Genomic DNA, 20497 nt, shown 5'->3' with positions numbered 1-20497 from the left:
CAGGTCAGTATAGCGGCGGGTAAAAGGCGTCCTCTATATGCCTTAGCCGGGGAAGCCCGTTTTCTCCCGTTACGATGGTGATAAGGTCGAAGCGTACCGGAAGGTCGATGGCGTATTTGCGCAAGTAGGCATCGGCCGAACTGACAATGCGTCGTATTTTCCCGTTTGTGACGGCGTCTTCGGGGAGTCCGAATAAAACGTCTTTTCTGGTTTTTACTTCCACGAAGACCAGCGTGCCGTCTTTTTCGGCCACGATGTCCAATTCCTTGTGTCCGCACCTCCAGTTCCGGTGTCGGATGACATAACCTTCTGATTGCAGATGATTTGCAGCCAGTAGTTCTCCCTCTTTTCCCAGTTCATTGTGCGCGGCCATATCGATTTGTTGGATTCCCGTGTTGCAAATTTATTAAAAATATTGGTGAATCCTTGCAGAAATCTTACTTTTGCATGTACTAAATTGTGAAGATATGGCAACTGATGCTTTTTACATGAAAAAAGCGCTGGAAGAGGCGCGGCGTGCTTATGAAGAGGATGAAATACCGGTAGGAGCCGTAGTCGTTTGCGGCGACCGTATTCTGGCACGTGCACATAATCTGACGGAAACGTTGACGGATGTGACGGCCCATGCCGAGATGCAGGTGATTACGGCGGCTGCCAATGCTTTAGGCGGAAAGTATTTGAACGAATGTACGCTTTACGTAACCCTGGAACCGTGTGTGATGTGTGCGGGGGCCATCGGATGGGCACAAGTGAAACGCCTGGTCTACGGGGCAACGGATGAAAAAAGAGGATACAGGATGTTTGCACCGCAAGCCATACATCCGCGAACGGAAGTGGTGAGTGGTGTGATGGCGGACGAGTCCATGGCTTTGCTGAAAGATTTCTTTAAGGGGAAACGTTAGGTTCCTTTTATTTGATTTCCTCGTAGTCCACATATTCCCCTTCGTTGTCGTCGAATATTTTGTGCGAACCGTGGGACGAGGATTGAGAATGATTTTGCGACGTGGTTTGTCCGTGGGGATTACCGGATGAAGACTGTTGTTTATGGTTCTTGGGAGAAAATGAAGACATGATGTTCCGTACTCTTCTGGCTATATTAAGAACCATAATGAGTAGGAAGGCCAAAAAGGCAAAAAGTAAACCGAATAAACATCCGAAAGGACCTGTCATAAATATAATTTTTTATGCTTTGTTGCCGGACTTATAAACAAGAACCATGCCAAAATCAGTGTGTTTTCTGTCGCGAAGTCAGGACGGAAAGAATGACATACCATGCGATGATGGCTGCAAAACAACTGAACCCCAGAAAGATAATCATGGGAATACAAGTCAAGATAAAAATAAACTTAATTTTATTGTCTTGCCAGGAAAGGTTCTTGAATTTGAGGGCGAACATGGGAATCTCCGCTACCAAAAGGAAACAGGATAGCAACATGAACATGAAAAGGAAGAAAGCATTGAACTTTTCTGAAACCAAAAAACCGTAATTGCCCACAATCAGCGAAGCCCAAAACAAGGTGTTGGCCGGGGTAGGTACGCCGATGAAAGACGATGTTTGCCGCGTGTCTATATTGAATTTGGCTAATCGCAAAGCCGAAAAAGCCGCCATAAGGAAAGCCGTATAGGGCATCACGTCGCGTAGCGGTTCCATGAAGTCGGGGTAGACCACCCGATGGAACAGATGGAATATCATGGCCGAAGGGGCTACTCCAAAGGTCACTACATCTGCCAACGAATCCAATTCCTTTCCTATGGGGGAGGATACTTTCAGCACGCGAGCCGACATCCCGTCGAAGAAATCGAATACGGCTCCTATGACAATGAGCAGAAACGCCCAACTGTAATTACCGTAGAAAGCTGCACCCGTAGCCATACAGCCGGAAATCAGGTTGCAGCAAGTAATGCTGTTGGGAATCTGTCGTATGATGATATTTGCCATATAACATTTTATTATAATTTGGCGATGATAGTTTCGTTACCCACCGTCTTTTGCCCCAATTTGACGTTGACTTTGGTCCCGACCGGAAGGAAAAGGTCTACTCTGGAACCGAACTTGATGAATCCCATGTGTTCGTCGATATAACAGTCTTCGTCTTCGCGGGCGTATGTCACGATGCGTCGAGCCATGGCACCGGCAATCTGCCGGGCCATGATGAAGACCCCGTCCGGTGTTTCGATGACGATAGTGGAACGTTCATTCTCAATGCTGGCCTTCGGCAGCCAAGCCTTATGAAAGTTTCCGTCATGGTGTTCCACCAGCCTTACGGTTCCGTCCACCGGAATCCAGTTGGCATGTACGTTGGTCAAGCTCATGAATATGGAAACCATCAGTCGGCGGTCATGGAAATATTCATTTTCGTCCACCTCTTCTATCACGACGATTTTACCGTCGGCCGGAGCTACGACAACGTTTTCCGTGTCCCCTTCGAAACGTCTGACCGGGCATCGGAAGAAATTGACTACGATAAGGTAGATGACCGTGCATACGGTTGCAGAAATATAGAACGGGAGCTTGCATTCAAAAGCATAGTAAAGGCAGGCGTTGAACAGCAACAACACCCCTGCACCCGCGATGAGCGTGTGCGTTCCTTCCCGATGTATTCTGATTTTTTTTAATTTATTCAATTTGCGTCCCATGGAGTTTTCCCCTTGTATTAGCGGACAAAGGTAGCTATATTCCGTTAAAATGCAAAATTCCCTACTTTCTTTTTCAAAGGCCGACCCCTAAAAAGTCTTTTATGTTAAAAAACGAAGGTTTATTTTGTTGGTTTCCTCAATGTGGCGTAACTTTAGCCCGTAATTTCTGTTTTACCAAATTGTAACTATTATGCAGGATTTCGTACATCTTCATGTGCATACTCAATATTCCATCCTCGACGGTCAGGCCAGCGTGTCGCGCTTGGTTGACAAGGCGATGAAAGACGGTATGCGCGGAATGGCCATCACCGATCATGGTAACATGATGGCCATCAAGGAGTTTTTTAATTATACGACCAAAAAGAACAGCGGTACGAATGCGGACATCAAAATGTGGAAGAAGCGTATCGCTTTGTTGGAGAACGGTGAGGATGCGGCCCTGAAAGAATGGGTGGACGGGCAGAAAAAGAAGCAGAAAGAAGCCGATGAACTGAGAAGGCGGGCAGAAGCGAATGACGAGCCGATACCGGCTGAGGCGAATTTCGTGCCGGAGGCGCAACCGGAGTTTCCTCCGATTGCCGACCAGTTGGCCACGGCTCGCGTGGAGTTGGTGGCGGCTCGGAAACGTTTGTTCAAACCGATATTCGGTTGTGAAATGTATGTGGCGCCTCGTCGTCTGGATCAGATGGAAAAAGAGAAGGACGGCCGGCGGTATCATTTAATCGTGTTGGCTAAAAACGAAATGGGGTATCATAACTTGGTCAAATTGGTCTCCAAGTCGTGGACAGACGGTTTTTATGTGCGTCCGCGTACGGACCGCTTTGAATTGGAGGCACACAGTGAAGGTTTGATTGTCTGTTCGGCTTGTATAGCCGGTGAAGTTCCCCGGAAAATACTGTCGGGCGACCTTGAAGGGGCTGAAGAAGCGGTGCAGTGGTACAAACGCGTGTTTGGAGACAACTATTATCTGGAACTTCAGCGCCATGAGGTGAAAGATCCGAACCAACGGGCCAACCGTGAGACTTTCCCGTTGCAGCAACGAGCCAATGCGCAATTAATAGAACTGGCCCGTAAATATGACGTGAAGTTGGTCTGTACGAACGACTGCCATTTTGTGGAACAGGAGGATGCCGAAGCACACGACCGTTTGATCTGCTTGAGCACCAACCGTGATTTGGACGACCCGAAACGTATGCTTTATTCCAAACAGGAATGGTTCAAGACGCGGGCGGAAATGAACGAAGTGTTTGCAGACGTGCCGGAGGCATTGGCCAACACTTGCGACATTTGCGACCAAGTGGAGTTTTACAGCATCGACCATGCGCCGATTATGCCGAACTTTGCCATTCCGGAAGAATTTGGAACCGAAGAAGGCTATCGGAAGAAATATACCGATGAGGACTTGTTTGAAGAGTTTACCCGCGACGAAAACGGCAACGTGGTGCTCAGCCGCGAGGACGCCGAACAGAAAGTGAAGAAACTGGGTGGCTGTGACAAGCTTTACCGTTTGAAGTTGGAAGCCGATTATCTGGCTGAACTGACCTATATCGGGGCGGCCAAGCTTTATGGCGACCCGCTGCCGGAACATGTACGGGAACGTATCAACTTCGAGTTGCACGTGATGAAGACGATGGGTTTCCCCGGTTACTTCCTCATCGTGCAAGATTATATCAATGCTGCACGTCACGAGTTGAACGTGTCCGTGGGGCCGGGACGTGGGTCGGCTGCCGGTTCTGCGGTGGCTTATTGTTTGGGTATCACGAAGATAGATCCCATTGAATACGATTTGCTGTTTGAACGTTTCCTGAACCCCGACCGTATTTCATTGCCCGATATCGACGTGGATTTCGACGATGACGGACGCGGAAAGGTCTTGAGTTGGGTGACGCAGAAATACGGTGAAGAGAAAGTGGCGCATATTATTACTTATGGTACGATGGCTACGAAACTGGCCATAAAGGATGTGGCTCGGGTGGAAAAGCTGCCGTTGGACATTTCCAACGGATTGTGTAAGCTCATACCGGACAAGTTGCCGGACGACGAAAACGGCAAGTCGCGTAAAATGAATCTCCCGAATGCCATCTCGTGTATTCCGGAGTTGCAACAGGCCGAGGCATCGCCGAATCCTTTGTTGCGCGACACCATCCGTTATGCCCGGATGCTGGAGGGTAATGTGCGGAACACGGGCGTGCATGCCTGCGGTGTAATCATCTGTCGTGACGACGTGTCCGATTGGGTGCCGGTCAGCACAGCCGAGGACAAGGAAACGGGAGAGAAGCTCCGCTGTACGCAGTACGAAGGTTCCGTGATTGAAGACACGGGATTGATCAAGATGGACTTTTTGGGGCTGAAGACCCTTTCCATCATCAAGGAATGCCAGGCCAACATCTACGACAGTCTCGGGATGGAAATAGACGTGGACGCATTGGACATTACGGACCCGGCCACCTATCGTCTGTATTGCGACGGACGCACCATCGGGACGTTCCAGTTCGAATCCCCCGGCATGCAGAAGTATTTGCGCGAATTGCAGCCTTCCACATTCGAGGACCTTATTGCCATGAATGCGCTTTACCGTCCGGGACCGATGGACTATATACCCGACTTTATCGACCGTAAACAAGGACGTAAACCGGTGGAATACGACATACCGTGTATGGAGAAGTATCTGAAAGACACATACGGTATCACGGTGTATCAGGAGCAGGTGATGTTGCTGTCCCGTCAGTTGGCCGATTTTACGCGAGGCGAGAGCGATACATTGCGTAAGGCTATGGGTAAGAAGCTGATAGAAAAGCTGAATCACATGTATCCCAAGTTCATCGAGGGCGGAAAGAAGAATGGCCACGACCCGAAAGTGCTGGAAAAGATTTGGGCGGACTGGAAGAAGTTTGCCTCGTATGCGTTCAATAAGAGCCATGCCACGTGCTACTCTTGGGTTGCCTATCAGACGGCCTACCTGAAAGCCAATTTCCCCGCCCAGTATATGGCGGCCGTAATGAGTCGAAGTTTGGCGAACATTACCGACATCACAAAGCTGATGAGCGAGTGCAAAAGTATCGGTATCAATACCTTGGGACCGGACGTCAACATCAGCCGCCGGAAGTTCAGTGTGGACGTAGACGGAAACATCCGTTTCGGCTTGGGTGCCGTCAAAGGCTTGGGCGATTCGGCTGTGGACGCCATCGTGAAAGAAAGGGAAGCCCACGGGCCTTATAAGAACATTTTCGACTTCATTCAACGTGTGCCGAGCGGAGCCGTGAAACGGAATAACCTGGAAAGCCTGGTGCTTTCGGGGGCTTTCGATTGTTTCGACGGCATCACCCGCGAACAGTATTTCGGCGTGAATGCCAAAGGGGAAAGCTTTATCGACCAGTTGGCACGTTACGGCTCGCGCTACCAGACCGACAAGGATGCCGTGCAGAATTCACTTTTCGGGGATATGGACATGGTGGAAATCGCCACGCCGGAAGTGCCGCAGGCCGAACCGTGGAGTTCGTTGGAGCGTTTGAACAAGGAGCGCGACTTGGTCGGCATTTATCTGTCCGCCCATCCGTTGGACGATTATGCCGTCATACTTCAAAATGTGTGCAACGTGCACATGGCGGATTTGAAAGATTTGGAACAGTTTGTCAATATGGACCTCACGCTGGGCGGCATGGTCACGGCCGTACGGAAGGGTATCTCCAAGACAGGTAAGCCGTATGGCATCGTGACGATGGAGGATTTCACGGGAGCATACGAGCTGGCTTTGTTCGGACAGGATTGGCCTACATGGGGCTCATATATGGATGTGGGGAATACGCTCTATATTACGGCTAAATGCCAGCCCCGGCAATGGGATCCTTCCAAACTGGATTTCCGTATCGGGCGCATTGATTTTCTGGCAGATGTGAAAGACACTCTGGTGGAAAGGATTACGATATCCGTGGCTCTGGATGCGTTGGATGAGGACATCGTGCTTTCGCTTTCCGACATCGTGAAGGAGTGTCCCGGCAATACCGACCTTTATTTCCACATTCTCGACCCGTTGGGACAGATGAACCTGACGATGCAATCCAAGTTGGCGAAAGTGTCAGTTAAAAAGGATTTAATTTCTTATATTCAAAGCAAACCCGTCCTGTCATATAAAATAAATTAGTATATTTGTCAGTAATAACAAACGATTAAAAGGAATAATACAATGGCATTAGCAATTACAGATTCAAATTTTGAAGAGTTGTTGGCTTCAGGTAAGCCTGTGGTGGTAGATTTCTGGGCGACATGGTGTGGCCCGTGCAAGAAAATCGGACCGGATATCGAGGCATTGGCAGAAGAATATAAGGAACAAGCAGTCATCGGCAAGTGCGATGTGGAGGAAAACGACGGCTTGGCCATGCGTTTCGGTGTGCGCAACGTGCCTACTGTGATCTTCATTAAAAACGGTGAAGTGGTGGACAAACAAGTCGGTGCAGCTCCGAAGAGTACTTTCGAGGAAAAGCTGAAGGCCATCCTTTAAAGATATAAGTTATGGACAGTTTGGAACAGGAACTCCTGCAAGATGCTGAGGACGATGCACGCACGGTGGAGTTCATCAAACATTACTTGCCGCAAGAAGTAAAAGACAAGTTTACGGACGAAGAGCTTTATTACTTTTTGGATGTCATCGTGGAGTACTATGCCAATAGCGGTATTCTGGATGCGGCGCCCGACAAGGACGGCTATATAGAAATCGACCAGGACAAAATAGTGGATTACGTCATCAGTCAGGCCCGTAAAGACAAGATGGGCGACTTTGCGGCTGAAGATATCCTGTGGGTGGTCCAGGGCGAGTTGGAATACGGGGAATCTTTCGGCGAGGAGGATTAATCCTGATTTATAAGTTTATGACGGCAGCGGTTCGATTCTGTAAAAAATGTAAGACAAAACTACCGTTGCTCCATTTGGAAAATCAACCTCCGCAGAACTGAAAACGTTTCTCAGCCGATTGAAAAATCAATCTCAGCCGAACGATTTTCCGTTCTGCGGAGATTTTTTCTTGTTTCGTATTCAGTTGTAAATTAGAGGATTGCTTCTTGGTTTGGTAAGGTGAGATGTTTTGTTATGGGTATACCTGTTTTCCAAGTGCGCGTCATGTCTTTGGTTGAAGAAGGCATAAAAATAGGGCGCGGAATCACTTCCACGCCCTATTACATCAGGGGCATTTCCCATATTGATATGAGAAAGTATATTTTTGCATAATTAAGGTTTATGAAAGAACATTCACAGAATATTGAACTACTGTTTCTTGTTCTTTTCTGCTATGTTGCAAATATAGGCATTCTTTTTGATAACTCAAAGGAAAATATCTATTATTTTTTCCTTTATTATGAACTTTTCAAACTTTTAGAAGCTCACTGTGCGTGAACCGTCTTCGTTTTCTTCGATGGTTACTTTCACCGTATTACCCGGAAGAAGTTCTTCCACCAGTTCCGGCCATTCGATGAAGCAAAGCGCACCGCTGTAAAAATAGTCTTCGTAGCCCATGTCGTATACTTCTTCCAGTTTTTTGATACGGTAGAAGTCGAAATGGTAAATCAGTTCGCCGCTGTCCGAACGGTATTCATTGACGATGGCGAAGGTGGGCGAGTTGATGACGTCCTCCACGCCGAGGCATTCGCATACGGCTTTGGTGAAGGTGGTCTTACCGGCTCCCATCTTGCCGTACATGGCAAAGACGGTGTTGTCGCCCATGGCTGCGATGAATTCCCGGGCAGCCTCGTGGATGTGGTCTAAAGAGTCTATTCTAATCTCCATATAGCTTTTTGTTTTTAATTTCGTTTCTTGCTTTGCAGGGTTATCAGCGGTATGAGCATTTCCTCCATAGAGATGCCGCCGTGTTGGAATGTGTCGCGATAGTAAGACACATAATAATTGTAATTATTGGGATAGGCAAAGAAATTGTCGCCCGAAGCAAAGATGTAGGCCGTACTCAGGTTGGGAGCCGGGAGCAGGACTTTACGTGGGTCTTTGATTTCAAAGACTTCTTTGGGGTTGTATTTCAGATTCTTCCCCAGTTTGTAGCGCAAGTTCGTGTTCGTGTTCTTGTCCCCGATGACTTTGACCGGTGACTTCACGCGGATACTGCCGTGGTCGGTCGTGACGATGATTTTGTAGTCGCTTGCGGCCAGGGCTTTGAATAGGTCTTTCACGGCAGAATGCCGGAACCAGCTTTGGGTGATGCTACGATAGGCTGCCTCGTTGGAAGCCAGTTCACGCACCATTTTCGATTCCGTACGAGCATGGGAAAGCATGTCGATAAAGTTGAGCACAATGACGTTCAAGTCATATTTTTCCAACTGTTTGAACTGGCCGATAAGTTTATCGGCCGTAGTCGAATCATTGATTTTATGGTAACTGAATGTATTCTTACGGCGGTAACGGTCCAATTGGGTCTGGATGAGAGGCCCTTCGTTCAGGTTCTTGCCCTCTTCTTCGTCTTCGTCCACCCAGAGGTCCGGGTACATTTGGGCGATTTTGTCCGGCATCAGACCGGAAAAGATGGCGTTGCGCGCATATTGTGTGGCCGTGGGCAAGATGCTGCAATAAATATCTTCGTCGATGAGGAACGCATCCGCCAGTTCCGTACTGAGTGTCCGCCATTGGTCGTAACGGAAGTTGTCCAGAACGATGAGAAACACCTTTTCCCCTTGGTTCAGCAGGGGGAATATTTTGGTTTTGAAGATATCCGGACTCATCAGCGGGCGGTCTTCGGGGTGGGTGATCCACTCTTCGTAGTGTTTGCGTATGAATTTGGCAAAAGCCAGGTTGGCTTCCGTTTTCTGCATGCCCAGCATTTCGTCCATGTTGCTGTCGGTCTCGGACAGCTCCAGTTCCCAGTATACCAATCGTTTGTACACCTCTTTCCAGTCCTCGAACGTCAATGAGTCATTGATTTGCATGCCAATCTTGCCGAAGTTTTGTTGATAGGCGTTTTGAGCCACCTCCGTGACGATTTCTTTCTTATGGATGTTCTTTTTCAGGGTCAGGAGGATTTGCGTGGGGTTGACGGGCTTGATGAGATAGTCGGCAATTTTGGAACCGATGGCCTGGTCCATGATATTCTCCTCTTCGCTCTTCGTCACCATGACCACCGGCGTGACCGGTGTGATTTCCTTGATGCGCGACAAGGTTTCCAGCCCGCTCAGGCCGGGCATGTTCTCGTCCAGCAGAATCAGGTCGTAGGTCGTTTCGCTGCACTTGTCCAGTGCATCCTGCCCGTTGGATACGGTTTCTACCTCGTATCCTTTCTTTTCGAGAAAAAGAATATGCGCTTTCAGCAATTCTATTTCATCGTCTACCCAAAGTAATAAACCGTTGTTCATCATTGTAATGGTTTCGTATGTTAGAAAATAATACCGCTGTCCGTGTCTTCCTCCTCTTCTTCGTATTCTTCGTCTCCGGCAGGCGGTTCGTCGTCCGGCGTACGGATTTCGATGGAAGTAGGTTCGTCCAGTCTCAGGTCCTCCGGCACTTGCAGCGGTGCGAACTTCTCATCGTAGAACTTCTTGTAATCGTCGAAACTGAAGACCGTGCCCAGCAGCTTCAGGTTGCTTTCGGAGATGATGACAGAACGTATGTTTTTAAGCACGACACTCATGTGCGGATCGGCATACAGCTTTTGGGCGTAAGCGTGTGCCTCGTCATAGTTGAGGAAACCGCTGACGCGCATTTGTGCCAGTCCGTCGGCCTTCACGATGTCGATGTCGAAATTGCGTACCATAAAACTGGTGAAATTATACAGGGCCATCTCATATAACAGTTGGTCCTCGTCCAGACTGTTTTCCGGATAGGCCAACAGGAATACGAAGTTGCTGAGGCGTTCGTCGCTTAATTGCTGCGCTTCGGCTGTGGAGTCTTGCAGAGCCGTCAGCGAACGCCGGCTCCAGATGTCGCTTGCCGCGTATTTCCCGTCGGTCAGCGACCGGCCTTCCTGAATGCCTTTCACGATGCTTTGTGCAATTTCCGTTACTTCGTCTTTCGGATATTTCTCGATGACTTGTTTCAACGTGACCAAGAAGCTGTCCCGTTCTCCGCCGTACAGTTGGCTCATGGCTTGTATGAACATGAATTTAGCGCGGTGTGCCCCCTCCGGGAAATCCGAAGTCGAAATGGAATAATTGCGGAACACTTCCTCATATTCGTTCTTGCCGTAAGCTTCGTATGTGGCGGCATACAGAGAATCCTCTATGTGCTTGCCCTGCCTTGCGTAAAGCTCGTATTTGGGGTTGGCCAGCATGATGGCATACCGGCTGTCTGGGAACTCCTCGATGAGCCGCTGTTTATACTGTTCGGCTTCGGCCATGTCATTCAGTCGGCCGTTGATAAGGAATAGATGGTAGTACACGTTGTCTTTGTCGGCTACGTCCGGGAACGTTTCGATAAGACGCAACAGGGTACGCCGTGCCAAACCGAAATTTTCCAGTCTCTCCATTTCCAGGATGCCGGCTTGATAAAGCGCATCACGCAGGATGTCGTTGGAGGCTTGCAACTGCTCTTCCGTGAACGGGATTTGTTGCAGGTAATATTCCCGGTTGTGCGGGTCGCTGGCCAATGAGTCGGCCATACGCTCCTGGGCTTCGGCAATGCTGTCGGCCAAGGCGATGCTGTCGGCTTGTGCCGCCATCAGGCTGTCGCTCTCTTCGCTGTAGTCATATTCTCCGAAATCTTCCGTGCGGTCCTCGTTCTTATGGCTTCTCCGCCAGTTGTCTTCCAACGGGCGTTTGCCCCACGTACGTTGGAACTGACGTTTGCCTTGGGCTACGACCGACGGGTTATAGAAATACCACGTGCCGGTTTGTCCGGAAGCTCCCGCCTGCGCCCCGCGGTTTCCCGTAGGCAGGGTGGGTGTGACTGTCGGAGTTTTGGGCATATTGGCAGCCATTTCGGCCTGCATGGCCTTGCGTGCTTCTTCTTTCTCTTGCTTCTTCAAGGCCTCGATGACTTTGTCGATGGCCTCGTTACGTTCGTTTTCGGGCAACTTGGCCAACCATTGCAGGCTGTCTTGCAGTTTGATGGCCGACAAATGAGGTTCCAGTTCGGTCAGGATGCCTGAGCGGCGTTCCGCCTCTTTGTAAGCTTCGTTTTCTTTGTCCAATATGCCGACCAGTTCGGCGTAACAGCGTTGTGCGTTGATATAATCCTCCTTGTCCCAATAAATCTCACCCAGGCGCAACAATACCATGGCTTTGGCAATGCCGTTCTGTGTACTTTCTTTGGCACCGGTTTCGTATGCCCCGATACACCGGGCGGTATCCCGGTTGGCCAGATAGATATTGCCGATGGCATAATAAATCTGGTCCTGATAGTCCTTGTTTTTCTTGTTCTTGGCCATGCGTCGCAATTTCTTCACCATTTTATTGTGGTTTCCGCTGGCCATGGCCTCGGTTTGCAGGATACGGGCGTTGAAAGACAATTCGTATGGAGGATTGGCACGTATGACACGCCGCAAGGCCTTGTAGGCTTCTGCTTTGTTTCCCGTTTCGTGGTACAACTGTCCCAGCAGGAAGTTCAGGCGTGCACGTTGCAGTTTGCTTTTTTCCTTCTTGACGGCTTTTTGCAAATAAGGAATAGCCTCTTTATATTGTTTCACGAAGATGAGGTAATCGGCGTATGAAGCGTTGAATTCCCGTTTTCCTTCACTTCCGATACTGTCACGTTGTATTTTATGAAAGACATCCTCGGCATCGTAAGGCCATTCCAGTTCTACGTAGCAACGGGCCAGATAGGCCCGGGCCACGGACACGATTTCAGGTTGTCCGGCATACAGCCCGCTGATATAATTGAACGTGGAGGCCGCTTCGATGAAATTGCCCTGCTGGAATTGGGCTTTCCCCATGAGCAGCCAGGCGTGCCGCAAGAATGGGTTGAACTCCTTACGGGCCATATACGCTTTTTCCTTGGCCGTTTTCCGCTTGTTGACGTTCGATTTCGGTCGCGCCTTTATGGAGTGCAGCTTGATGGCTTTCTCGCATTTTTCGATGGCGGTCTCGAAGTTGGACTTTCCCATGGCTGCCGTAGATTTATTTCGCACGGCATACATGGGCAATAAGGTCGTGTAATTGTCCTTATGTCCTTTTTGTTGTTCGAGGACTCCTTCTTTGAAGGCCTCCGACCCGTTAAAGTACGTATTGAACCGTGCCGTCATGGCATGGTAAAAACGAGTGCCCGACGTGTTCTTTTTCGTGGAACACGCCGTCAGGACGGACAGGAGGACGAGTCCGGAGGTGATGATATGTAGAATCCTTTTTCCCAATGCGTTCTTTACACAGTTAGATAACTGAAAAACATGTATTTTATTGCCTTCTCCATCGAATAATCGACCATGAAATTCCTTTGCACACCAAATAGATGAGTATGGAGACGAAAATGATGGAGGCGCCCGACGGTATATTGTAATGGTACGACAGGTAAAGGCCGCCCAGACAGCCGCTGTAACCTGTCACGATGGAGAGCAGTGCCATACGTTTGAAACTATGCGTGAAAATATTGGCCGTCACTTGAGGGATGGTCAGTAGGGAGATGACCAACACGATGCCCACCATACGCAGGCAGGCAACAATAGTCAGTGCGATGAAGGCCATCATCAGATATTCCACCGTGATGACTGGAAGGTGTTGCGAACGGGCGAATTCGGCATCGAAAGCAATGGAAACGAGCGGACGAAGGAAACATGTGAAAGCCACAATGGCGATGAGTGCCAATGTGCCTAACAAATAAAGGTCCAAGGGTGTCACGGTCAATATGTTGCCGAACAGATAGGAGGACAGCTCCGGGGTGAAGCCCGGTGCCAAGAAACTGCAAATGATGCCGATGCTCATGCCTAAAGTCCAGAAAATGGCGATGGCCGAATCTTCGCGCATGTCGCGGCGGTGGCTGAACCATTGTATGCCGCAGGCGGACAATACGGAAAACACGGCTGCAGAGAGTATGGGAGAAAATCCGAGGTAAACTCCGATACCTATACCGCCGAACGAGGCATGGGTGATGCCGCCGCTGATGAAGACCAACCTCCGTGCAACGATATAAGTGCCTATCAGCCCGCAAAGGATACTGGCCAACAGACTGCCCAACAGGGCATTCTGGAAGAAAGTGTAAGACAGGATGCTCATGCGTGGTCGAATCTCCTTTCTCCGATAATAAGGAATACTTCGTCTTTCAATGCGTCGGGTAGGGGAACGCCGCGCAGTTGCAGGCTGCGTACCCATCCGGCCACTTCGTCGTCGCGCATCGTGTAGAGGACATCTCTGAACTCGTCCGTTTCCGTCTCGCTATACGCGGAAGCGTCCTTTCCCCGGAAACGGTCGAGTTCTTCATCGTTGTAATACTCTATTTGTTTGCTTACGGCAGCCAGCAGGCTTTCTTTTTCGCATACTTCGTGCTGTCCGCAACATTCCTGTGGCGGTTGTACCACGGTCGGCATTTCGCTGATTTCGCCTTGTGCCAGTTTCTTTTTCAGTGAGCGGTTGCGCAAACTGCCGGCCACGAAAGCAATGACGGCCGCGGCGGCAAGGGCTATAAGAATGTAAATGATAATCATAAGGCCGTAATTTCAAATCCCGCTTCTTTCAAGTGGTCCCAATAATGGGGATAAGATTTGCTGACCACTTGCGGATGATTGATATATATTTCGGGAACGACGAAACAGCAAGGTGCAAACGCCATGGCCATGCGATGGTCTTCGTAGGTGTCGATGGCCGGATGTGGCCGGACTTCAGTGCGTTGCCCGTCCCAAGATAGTTCTGATCCGCAGGCTTCATGCAAGGGATACCCCAGTTTGTCCAGTTCGCGGATAAGTGCGGAGATGCGGTCGGTTTCCTTGATTTTCAGGCTTTGCAGACCCGTGAAACGGAACGGGAGCCCCAACATGGCACACGTGACTACAAATGTCTGTGCCAAGTCCGGTTGGTTGACGAAATCATACTCCAGGCGTTCCGTGGCGATGGGTTGTTTGGTCAGTCTGACACATGGTATTCCGTCGTCGTCGCAGAAGAATTCCGTGTGCACGCCTATCGGTTCGAACAGGTCGTGTACGGCAGAATCTCCTTGGGCACTGTCTGCGAACAGGCCGGTCAGGACGATTTCCGCGTCTTTGTCGGGCGTCAGAGCCATCATTTCATACCAGTAGGATGCCGCGCTCCAGTCGTTTTCTATATAATAGGGTGTCGGACGGTAAGGTTGCGGTTCCACCTTGATGTGTCGTTCGTCTGTCCATTCCGCTTGTGCACCGAAGTCTTTCATCAGTTTCAGGGTCAGGTCGATGTAGGGGCGTGAAATGACCTGTCCGGTCAGTTCCAGTTCCAACCCCTTTCTTAGGACCGGACCGATCATCAGCAAAGCGGAAATGTATTGGGAACTCATGTCTCCCGGCAGGCTGAGCCGGCCTCCCTCATGCAGTCCGCCGGAAATACGCAGGGGGGGATAACCTTCCGTTTCCACATATTCTATTTGTGCGCCCAGTGTCCGCAAGGCATTTACCAAGATGCCGATGGGGCGTTGTTTCATCCGGGCTGTACCGGTCAGGGTATGTGTTCCCTCGTTCACAGACCAGTAAGCCGAAAGGAAACGCATGGCCGTACCGGCCGCCATGATGTCGATGGGGTCGTCGGTTTGCGTCAGTGCCCTTACCATAACGAATGTGTCGTCGCAGTCCGACACATTTCTCGGCAAGTCTTTTCCTCCGGCCAGTGCATGGATGATGAGGGCCCGGTTGCTGATGCTTTTGCTGGCCGGCAGTATGGTTTTATGCCGCAGGTGTAGCGGCGCGGTAAGTCTGATTTGCATGTTTTGCCTAAAATGTGGGTTATACCAGCACAAAAGTAGAAATTTATTTGGAGAATTCAAAAACAATTTCTACTTTTGCACCCGCAAACGGGATGTAGCTCAGTCCGGTTAGAGTACTCGTCTGGGGGGCGAGTGGTCGCTGGTTCGAATCCAGTCATCCCGACAAAATATAAAGGCATCGGTAATCCAAGGATTATGGATGCTTTTTTTATGTGTTTATAGCTTCCACGTCCCGCATGCTTTCCCTCCCAAGGTTTTTCAGAAAAGAGCCTTCATCTTTCAGGCGACATGTCAACGCTTTGTCGTATAGTTTGTTATGGGATGAAGAATAGGGAGGCCATCTTTCAGTTTCCTTTCATTGCAGAAAGCGGATTTTCATCATGAGGCAAATGAAAAATCATTCGGCTGAGAACGAAAAACGAATCTCAGCCGAATGATTTTTCAATCTCAGGCGAACGATTTTCCGTTCTGTGCCGAACGAAATGAGGCTTGGCTGAAGGATGCCTGAAACATCCTTCAGTCTGTAACGTCAATATTATGAACGGATTACCATGAAGCCTGAAAGATGAAGGATCTTTTTGTAAAATCCCTGTGTAGATACCCAAAGGGTTACCACCAGATTTGCTTTCCGTCTTCGTAAGTGAAGATTCTTTCTTCCGAGCCTTTGGTACGGTTGTGCAGGCGGAACAAGGCCTGGGCCGGGACGTTGTCGTATTTCAATACCGCCTCGAAATTCCCCGTCTTGCGCCCTAATGACATCCATGTCCCGTGGTTCCAATAGAACAATTCGTATTCTTCGCCTTCGCGGATGAAGTTGTCATCGTTACGCGGCAGGAATACGATACGTGCCACGTTTTCCGGCTGTTCCAGTTCCCATCCGTACCATACGCCGTACACGTCGTGGGAGTCGTAGAAGGAAAGGACATTACCGTCGAACAGGTTTTCCGGCCCACACCAGGGACGTACGTGGAAGTTGCCCATCAGCCGTTTATGCTTCAGCGTGTCGCCGGCGGCATTGAACGTATAAAGTTCGGCCATGTTGCCCCTCGACCAGTCCGGCGACAGGTAACGGAAATATCTGTATTCGCCGATGTAACGGGGATGGACGACATGGAATTTGTTGTCCTTCAGGTGCGGGATGACATGTATGGTCAGCGAATCGCTGAAGTCTTCCTGGTTGGCCACTTGGAACTTCCCGCCGATTACGCCCTGAAGGAATTGGTTGGAACGTACGTCGCGGAATTTGCGTTTCACTTCCACCGTCGTGCGTTGTGTGGTGTCGGCTGTCATTTTATGGATATTTCCTCGCGGGTCTAAAAGGAAAGCGTCTCCGGCCGGAACCGTGCCGTTTTCTTCGGAATAATGTACGGGCATGTACACTACGTTTCGTGCCATGTCCCGGAAGGTGGCTTTCCGTCCGTGGCGCGTACCCCAATGCACGATGCTCCAGTCTTGGTTGTCGAAGACGGACAGGTAGACGAACCTGCCGCTTTCAACGTCGTCGTACAACTCCACTTCCACATCGGAAGTGGCCGTGTATTCCCTTGTCACATCCATGATATAAGGTGTGTCGAAAAGGTCGGGAATCTCCTCTTCCCCCTTATTCTGCATATAGAGCGATTCCGGCTGTTTCTCGTAGGTTTGGCGGAACACTTTGGTCAGCCGGTCTTCCTTCCGTTTCATGAAGTGGTCGCCGAGCCGTTCCCCCGGATTGAAAGGGATGAAAGAATGGTTGTCGGGAAAGAACACGCACCATTCATGCCCCAATCCGCGGTTGCCCCACTGTGGTGTGAAGTCGATGGTGGCAGGCAGGCCATGCGCCCTCAGTACGGCCACGCACAGGTGTGCATATTCCTTGCAGGAAGCCGACTTGACATGTTCGAGTGCCGTGAGGGGAAGGTCGGGAAGGAATTGCGGAGGATAGTAAATGACGGAACGCATGCCTCCCAGAATGTCGTTGGCCATGCCATAGGCATAGGTGGAGTTGTCTTGGTTGGGGGCGTATGCTTCGCGCACCCATGAAGGCACGGTGAATGTCTTCCTCCAAAGACTTGTCTTTTCATTCCCGATACGGTAAGGCAGCACATAGCGGCAGAACATTTCGAAACTGTATTGTTTGTTCCAGTTCTGTTGCCATACGGTGAATGCACTGTCGATATGTTCGGTCAGGAAGTCTGCCGTGACGGATTGGGCATCGTACAGGCGTTCGTCTTGGCTTAATTCCAAATCCAGGCCTGTTCGTTGCAAGATAGTATCGTATTTCATGATCCAGAACACACGGTCTCCGTTGCAATGGCGGAACACACTGTCCATGTAATTGTCGTACACGTCGACGGCTTCACCGGTGTGGGCGAAATGCCCGTCCATGTTTTCCAGAAGGAAGCGTGCGGCTTTCTCTTTGAGCGGCTCATTTTTGTAATGTTCCAATACGGTTTCCAGTTCCCGGCGGTTTTCACCGGCTTTTTCCAGCGTCTGCCTGATGCTCGTTTTCTGGCAGGAGGAGACGGCTAAGGTTGCAGCAAGGCAGCAAAGAAGAAGGTTTTTCATTGCAGTTGATTTTAATGTTATGGAATAGTGGACATGTTGAACATGTAGACGAAAGAGAAAACGGCCAGAATTAAAAGCCCGGCTTTTATCCATTTGTTTTGCAAAAGCCATATAAGTCCGAACCATCCGTATGACAGGATGAGCGGGCTGTACAATCTGAATGGCATGCTTCCTATGACTCCATAATGAAACAGGCAAGACGAAATGAGAATTCCTACGATGAGGCATAAGCTGATGCAGAACCATGCCACGCCGGATTTGCTATTCCATTCCGGGACGTTAACCTGTCTCGTGGCGTTCATCCCATAAAGGTACAGCCAAAGTATTACCGCGCCAAAAAGGTTTTCCGATGCTTCCCATATTTTAGCAGATAATGGGTTGTCCGAAAGGAAAAGGGTTGGAATGGACATTAGAATGAACAGGATGGCCAAAGCGTAAGCCAGACGTTTCAGGTTAAACTTATGACGTTGGTTTATATAACAAATACATCCGTGTATGAGCAGGATGATAGGGAAGAAGAAGAGCAAAAATGCGGGGAACAATACTTCTACCCTTACTGCGGCATCGTCCGGGATGAAATGAGGGCGGGCTATGTGCTGGCCTATTCTGTTCGCTCCAATGAACAGTAATGGCAATAGGGCGCGTAGGATAAGTTTGATTTGAGTATTCATGTGTTTAAAAGATTAAAGGAGTATTCCATTTGTTATTTAGATATTCTATTCGTATCATTGAGTGAAAAACACATTATATATGAATAATATCAAAAATAGTACACCTGTAACGCGTTCGGAACGTTCAATATACTTTATGCTATTAGGAGTTTCTTCCTTTTTGTAATTCTTCTTGCCGTACCCCCATTCATAAAATTGGGATAACGCAGAGATAAGTATGATATAGGATACTAATGTGGTAGTGAAATCCGAGTGTAGGTTGGTTCCCTCTAAAGAATATGCGGTAAGGATGATTATCCCCATAAAGTAGTATATAATACGGTTGAAATCTTTTTTCATATGGTCTTTATTTAATCGTTATAGTTTTATAAAGGTAATCTTTGTTCCTTTTGCTCATTGTACAAACGTCAGACTTCCATACGATAGGTCTTCCTTTCCCAGTGATGCCTTCCGCTTCTACGGAAATGACGGTCTGTTTGCTGTTGTTGAAGAGCCGTACGGTAGCTTCTCCTTTCTCATCGAACTTGACTTCCGGAATCCAGAGTAGTGTACGTCGGTAGTCCTTGGTTTCGGGCAGAGGTTTCCGGCTGTAATCGGGGCTGTAGAAATCCTCGCAGACGGCATAGCCTCGCAGGACGTAATGCCGGTCCCGATAAGTCCTTTGGTATCCGTCGTTGGGGAAGAGGCGGTAGTCTATGATGACTTCGGGCTGGTTGTCTTGTGCATACTTCCAACTGCCTTGTTCGCGAGGGGCATAATCGGTGTAGATATAGATTTTGTCAAGGTAACGGAGCAGGCGGTATTTCTTGAGCTTTTGTTTGGAAATACTGAAATTGGATCCTATTGGGGTTGGACTTTTTTCGTCATGCTCCGGTTCTTCATATTTATCAGAAAGGAGAATTCCCGATTTATTGGAACTGACAATGGCGTAGTCTTCTTGGCTGTTGAAGTCTTGGTCATTCCTGGTATTTTCATTTGGATTCATTTTTAATGGGATTCCGTCAAACCATTCTTTGATAGAGTACCGTCTGTCTTGTCCCATGTCATTCGCAAAACTAAAAGCGATTTGTTGTGAGAAAGTTCTCCAATCATGTTTTCCTCCGTTCAATCCATGGTCGGTTATGAGGTTGAAAGCTTTATAAGCATCTATGATGATGGTGGGTTTGCTGTTGTTGAATCGTCGTAATCCATTTCGTTTGTTGCGAATGGTTACAGTGGGAAGTTTACGCCCGTTGAATACGCCAGAAACGGTGTATAGACTGTCAGGATAGTTCGTTTCATATTCTTTGTCTTGGTAAAATGTGTACGGTTTAGGGAAATTGGGATAGAAATGGTTGAGCTTTACGTAAAAATCGGGATATTCTGTTTCATCCATGAATCCCTTTCTCTGTTTTTTTATGGCATCCCTTACTGGGTCTTTGGCATCAGAAGCCATGAGGTTTAATACGCAATCTTCATAAAATTTTGGGGTAACCATGTAGAATGTACTTTGTTGGGTTTTCTGCATTAGTTCAAGCGTGCTTTCTCCTTGGAGGAAAGAAGCTATGACATGTACTTCCTTCTTCATTTTTGAGATGGATGGAGCGTACAAGTCCTGTAGTGTTTTACCTTTGAATTTAGAGGCGCATATTTCTGTGGTATAGAAATCAATGGGTTTAACTTCTTCTTTTTGGTTGTCATGTGCATCTTTTCTCATTAATGAGGTTATCCATGCTTTTTCTCCGAAATCATTGTCTTTATATAATGAATAGGTATGATTCACCTGTCCTTCTATAGTCTGTGACTTTTCGGGCAGAAACCGTAATGAAAAGGCTTCAATTCCCGCCATCTCTTTCCATTCG

16 protein-coding genes, 1 tRNA gene and 1 pseudogene are annotated in these 20497 nt (G+C 48.8%); 5 read left to right on the top strand and 13 right to left on the bottom strand.

Features of this window, described 5'->3' with window-relative positions; genetic code table 11:
* Positions 1 to 4 precede the first annotated feature (4 nt).
* Positions 5 to 373 (bottom strand): YraN family protein, encoded by a 369-nt coding sequence (locus tag HMPREF9441_RS11325; protein ID WP_008621249.1) that lies wholly within the window; start codon positions 371 to 373, stop codon positions 5 to 7.
* A 94-nt stretch (positions 374 to 467) separates the two neighbouring features.
* Here HMPREF9441_RS11325 and HMPREF9441_RS11320 point away from each other — a divergent pair, with 94 nt between their 5' ends.
* A complete protein-coding gene (locus HMPREF9441_RS11320) occupies positions 468 to 902 on the top strand; it encodes a nucleoside deaminase (RefSeq protein WP_008621248.1) in 435 nt (144 codons plus the stop codon).
* 7 nt (positions 903 to 909) lie between these two features.
* On the opposite strand, the gene HMPREF9441_RS11315 is transcribed toward HMPREF9441_RS11320, so the two are convergent.
* Genes HMPREF9441_RS11315 through HMPREF9441_RS11305 form a run of 3 tightly spaced genes read right to left on the bottom strand, consistent with a single transcriptional unit; the run spans position 910 to position 2637 of the window.
* Complete coding sequence (locus HMPREF9441_RS11315) at positions 910 to 1170, bottom strand: DUF4834 family protein (RefSeq protein ID WP_021981059.1); 261 nt, start codon at positions 1168 to 1170, stop codon at positions 910 to 912.
* A gap of 55 nt (positions 1171 to 1225) precedes the next feature.
* Entirely contained in the window at positions 1226 to 1939 is a 714-nt protein-coding gene (pssA, locus tag HMPREF9441_RS11310) for a CDP-diacylglycerol--serine O-phosphatidyltransferase (protein WP_021981058.1), read from the bottom strand.
* Between the two features lie 11 nt (positions 1940 to 1950).
* Complete coding sequence (locus tag HMPREF9441_RS11305) at positions 1951 to 2637, bottom strand: phosphatidylserine decarboxylase family protein (RefSeq protein WP_008621244.1); 687 nt, start codon at positions 2635 to 2637, stop codon at positions 1951 to 1953.
* A 190-nt stretch (positions 2638 to 2827) separates the two neighbouring features.
* Here HMPREF9441_RS11305 and dnaE point away from each other — a divergent pair, with 190 nt between their 5' ends.
* The 3 genes from dnaE to HMPREF9441_RS11290 are packed head-to-tail and all read left to right on the top strand — an operon-like array spanning position 2828 to position 7485.
* Entirely contained in the window at positions 2828 to 6778 is a 3951-nt protein-coding gene (gene dnaE, locus HMPREF9441_RS11300; RefSeq protein ID WP_008621243.1) for a DNA polymerase III subunit alpha, read from the top strand.
* A gap of 42 nt (positions 6779 to 6820) precedes the next feature.
* A complete protein-coding gene (gene trxA, locus HMPREF9441_RS11295) occupies positions 6821 to 7135 on the top strand; it encodes a thioredoxin (protein WP_008621241.1) in 315 nt (104 codons plus the stop codon).
* A gap of 11 nt (positions 7136 to 7146) precedes the next feature.
* Positions 7147 to 7485 carry a hypothetical protein gene (locus HMPREF9441_RS11290; RefSeq protein WP_008621239.1) on the top strand — a complete coding sequence of 113 codons (339 nt, stop codon included), beginning with the start codon at positions 7147 to 7149 and terminating at the stop codon, positions 7483 to 7485.
* A 516-nt stretch (positions 7486 to 8001) separates the two neighbouring features.
* Here HMPREF9441_RS11290 and tsaE read toward each other — a convergent pair.
* The 6 genes from tsaE to HMPREF9441_RS11260 are packed head-to-tail and all read right to left on the bottom strand — an operon-like array spanning position 8002 to position 15438.
* The gene (gene tsaE / locus HMPREF9441_RS11285) at positions 8002 to 8412 is read right to left on the bottom strand and encodes a tRNA (adenosine(37)-N6)-threonylcarbamoyltransferase complex ATPase subunit type 1 TsaE (protein ID WP_008621235.1); all 411 of its coding nucleotides are present in this window, start codon (positions 8410 to 8412) and stop codon (positions 8002 to 8004) included.
* 14 nt (positions 8413 to 8426) lie between these two features.
* Positions 8427 to 9980 carry a T9SS response regulator signal transducer PorX gene (gene porX / locus HMPREF9441_RS11280; RefSeq protein ID WP_039865255.1) on the bottom strand — a complete coding sequence of 518 codons (1554 nt, stop codon included), beginning with the start codon at positions 9978 to 9980 and terminating at the stop codon, positions 8427 to 8429.
* Between the two features lie 20 nt (positions 9981 to 10000).
* Positions 10001 to 12910: a type IX secretion system periplasmic lipoprotein PorW/SprE gene (porW, locus tag HMPREF9441_RS11275; RefSeq protein ID WP_244949740.1), complete on the bottom strand. Its 2910-nt coding sequence runs from the start codon at positions 12908 to 12910 to the stop codon at positions 10001 to 10003.
* Positions 12911 to 12950: 40 nt separating this feature from the next.
* Complete coding sequence (locus tag HMPREF9441_RS11270; RefSeq protein ID WP_008621228.1) at positions 12951 to 13766, bottom strand: metal ABC transporter permease; 816 nt, start codon at positions 13764 to 13766, stop codon at positions 12951 to 12953.
* On the bottom strand, positions 13763 to 14194 hold the full coding sequence (locus tag HMPREF9441_RS11265) for a hypothetical protein (RefSeq protein ID WP_008621226.1): 432 nt from the start codon (positions 14192 to 14194) through the stop codon (positions 13763 to 13765). The genes HMPREF9441_RS11270 and HMPREF9441_RS11265 overlap by 4 nt, the downstream gene beginning before the upstream one ends.
* A complete protein-coding gene (locus tag HMPREF9441_RS11260) occupies positions 14191 to 15438 on the bottom strand; it encodes a 3-phosphoshikimate 1-carboxyvinyltransferase (RefSeq protein ID WP_008621225.1) in 1248 nt (415 codons plus the stop codon). The genes HMPREF9441_RS11265 and HMPREF9441_RS11260 overlap by 4 nt, the downstream gene beginning before the upstream one ends.
* An 88-nt stretch (positions 15439 to 15526) precedes the next feature.
* Between HMPREF9441_RS11260 and HMPREF9441_RS11255 the strand changes: the two genes are divergently transcribed.
* A tRNA-Pro gene (locus HMPREF9441_RS11255) sits at positions 15527 to 15601 on the top strand.
* 446 nt (positions 15602 to 16047) lie between these two features.
* On the opposite strand, the gene HMPREF9441_RS11250 is transcribed toward HMPREF9441_RS11255, so the two are convergent.
* From HMPREF9441_RS11250 to HMPREF9441_RS11235, 3 genes and pseudogenes are all read right to left on the bottom strand, one after another.
* Complete coding sequence (locus tag HMPREF9441_RS11250; RefSeq protein ID WP_008621223.1) at positions 16048 to 17985, bottom strand: transglutaminase domain-containing protein; 1938 nt, start codon at positions 17983 to 17985, stop codon at positions 16048 to 16050.
* Positions 17986 to 18002: 17 nt separating this feature from the next.
* A complete protein-coding gene (locus tag HMPREF9441_RS11245; protein ID WP_008621222.1) occupies positions 18003 to 18656 on the bottom strand; it encodes a hypothetical protein in 654 nt (217 codons plus the stop codon).
* Positions 18657 to 19002: 346 nt separating this feature from the next.
* Positions 19003 to 20497, bottom strand: a pseudogene (locus tag HMPREF9441_RS11235) (hypothetical protein); the annotation flags it as partial.

This window comes from Paraprevotella clara YIT 11840 (genome assembly GCF_000233955.1).
GTDB classification, from domain to species: Bacteria; Bacteroidota; Bacteroidia; order Bacteroidales; family Bacteroidaceae; genus Paraprevotella; species Paraprevotella clara.
The sequence above is the reverse complement of the archived record's forward strand: the minus strand, read 5'-3'. Positions and strand labels throughout refer to the sequence as shown.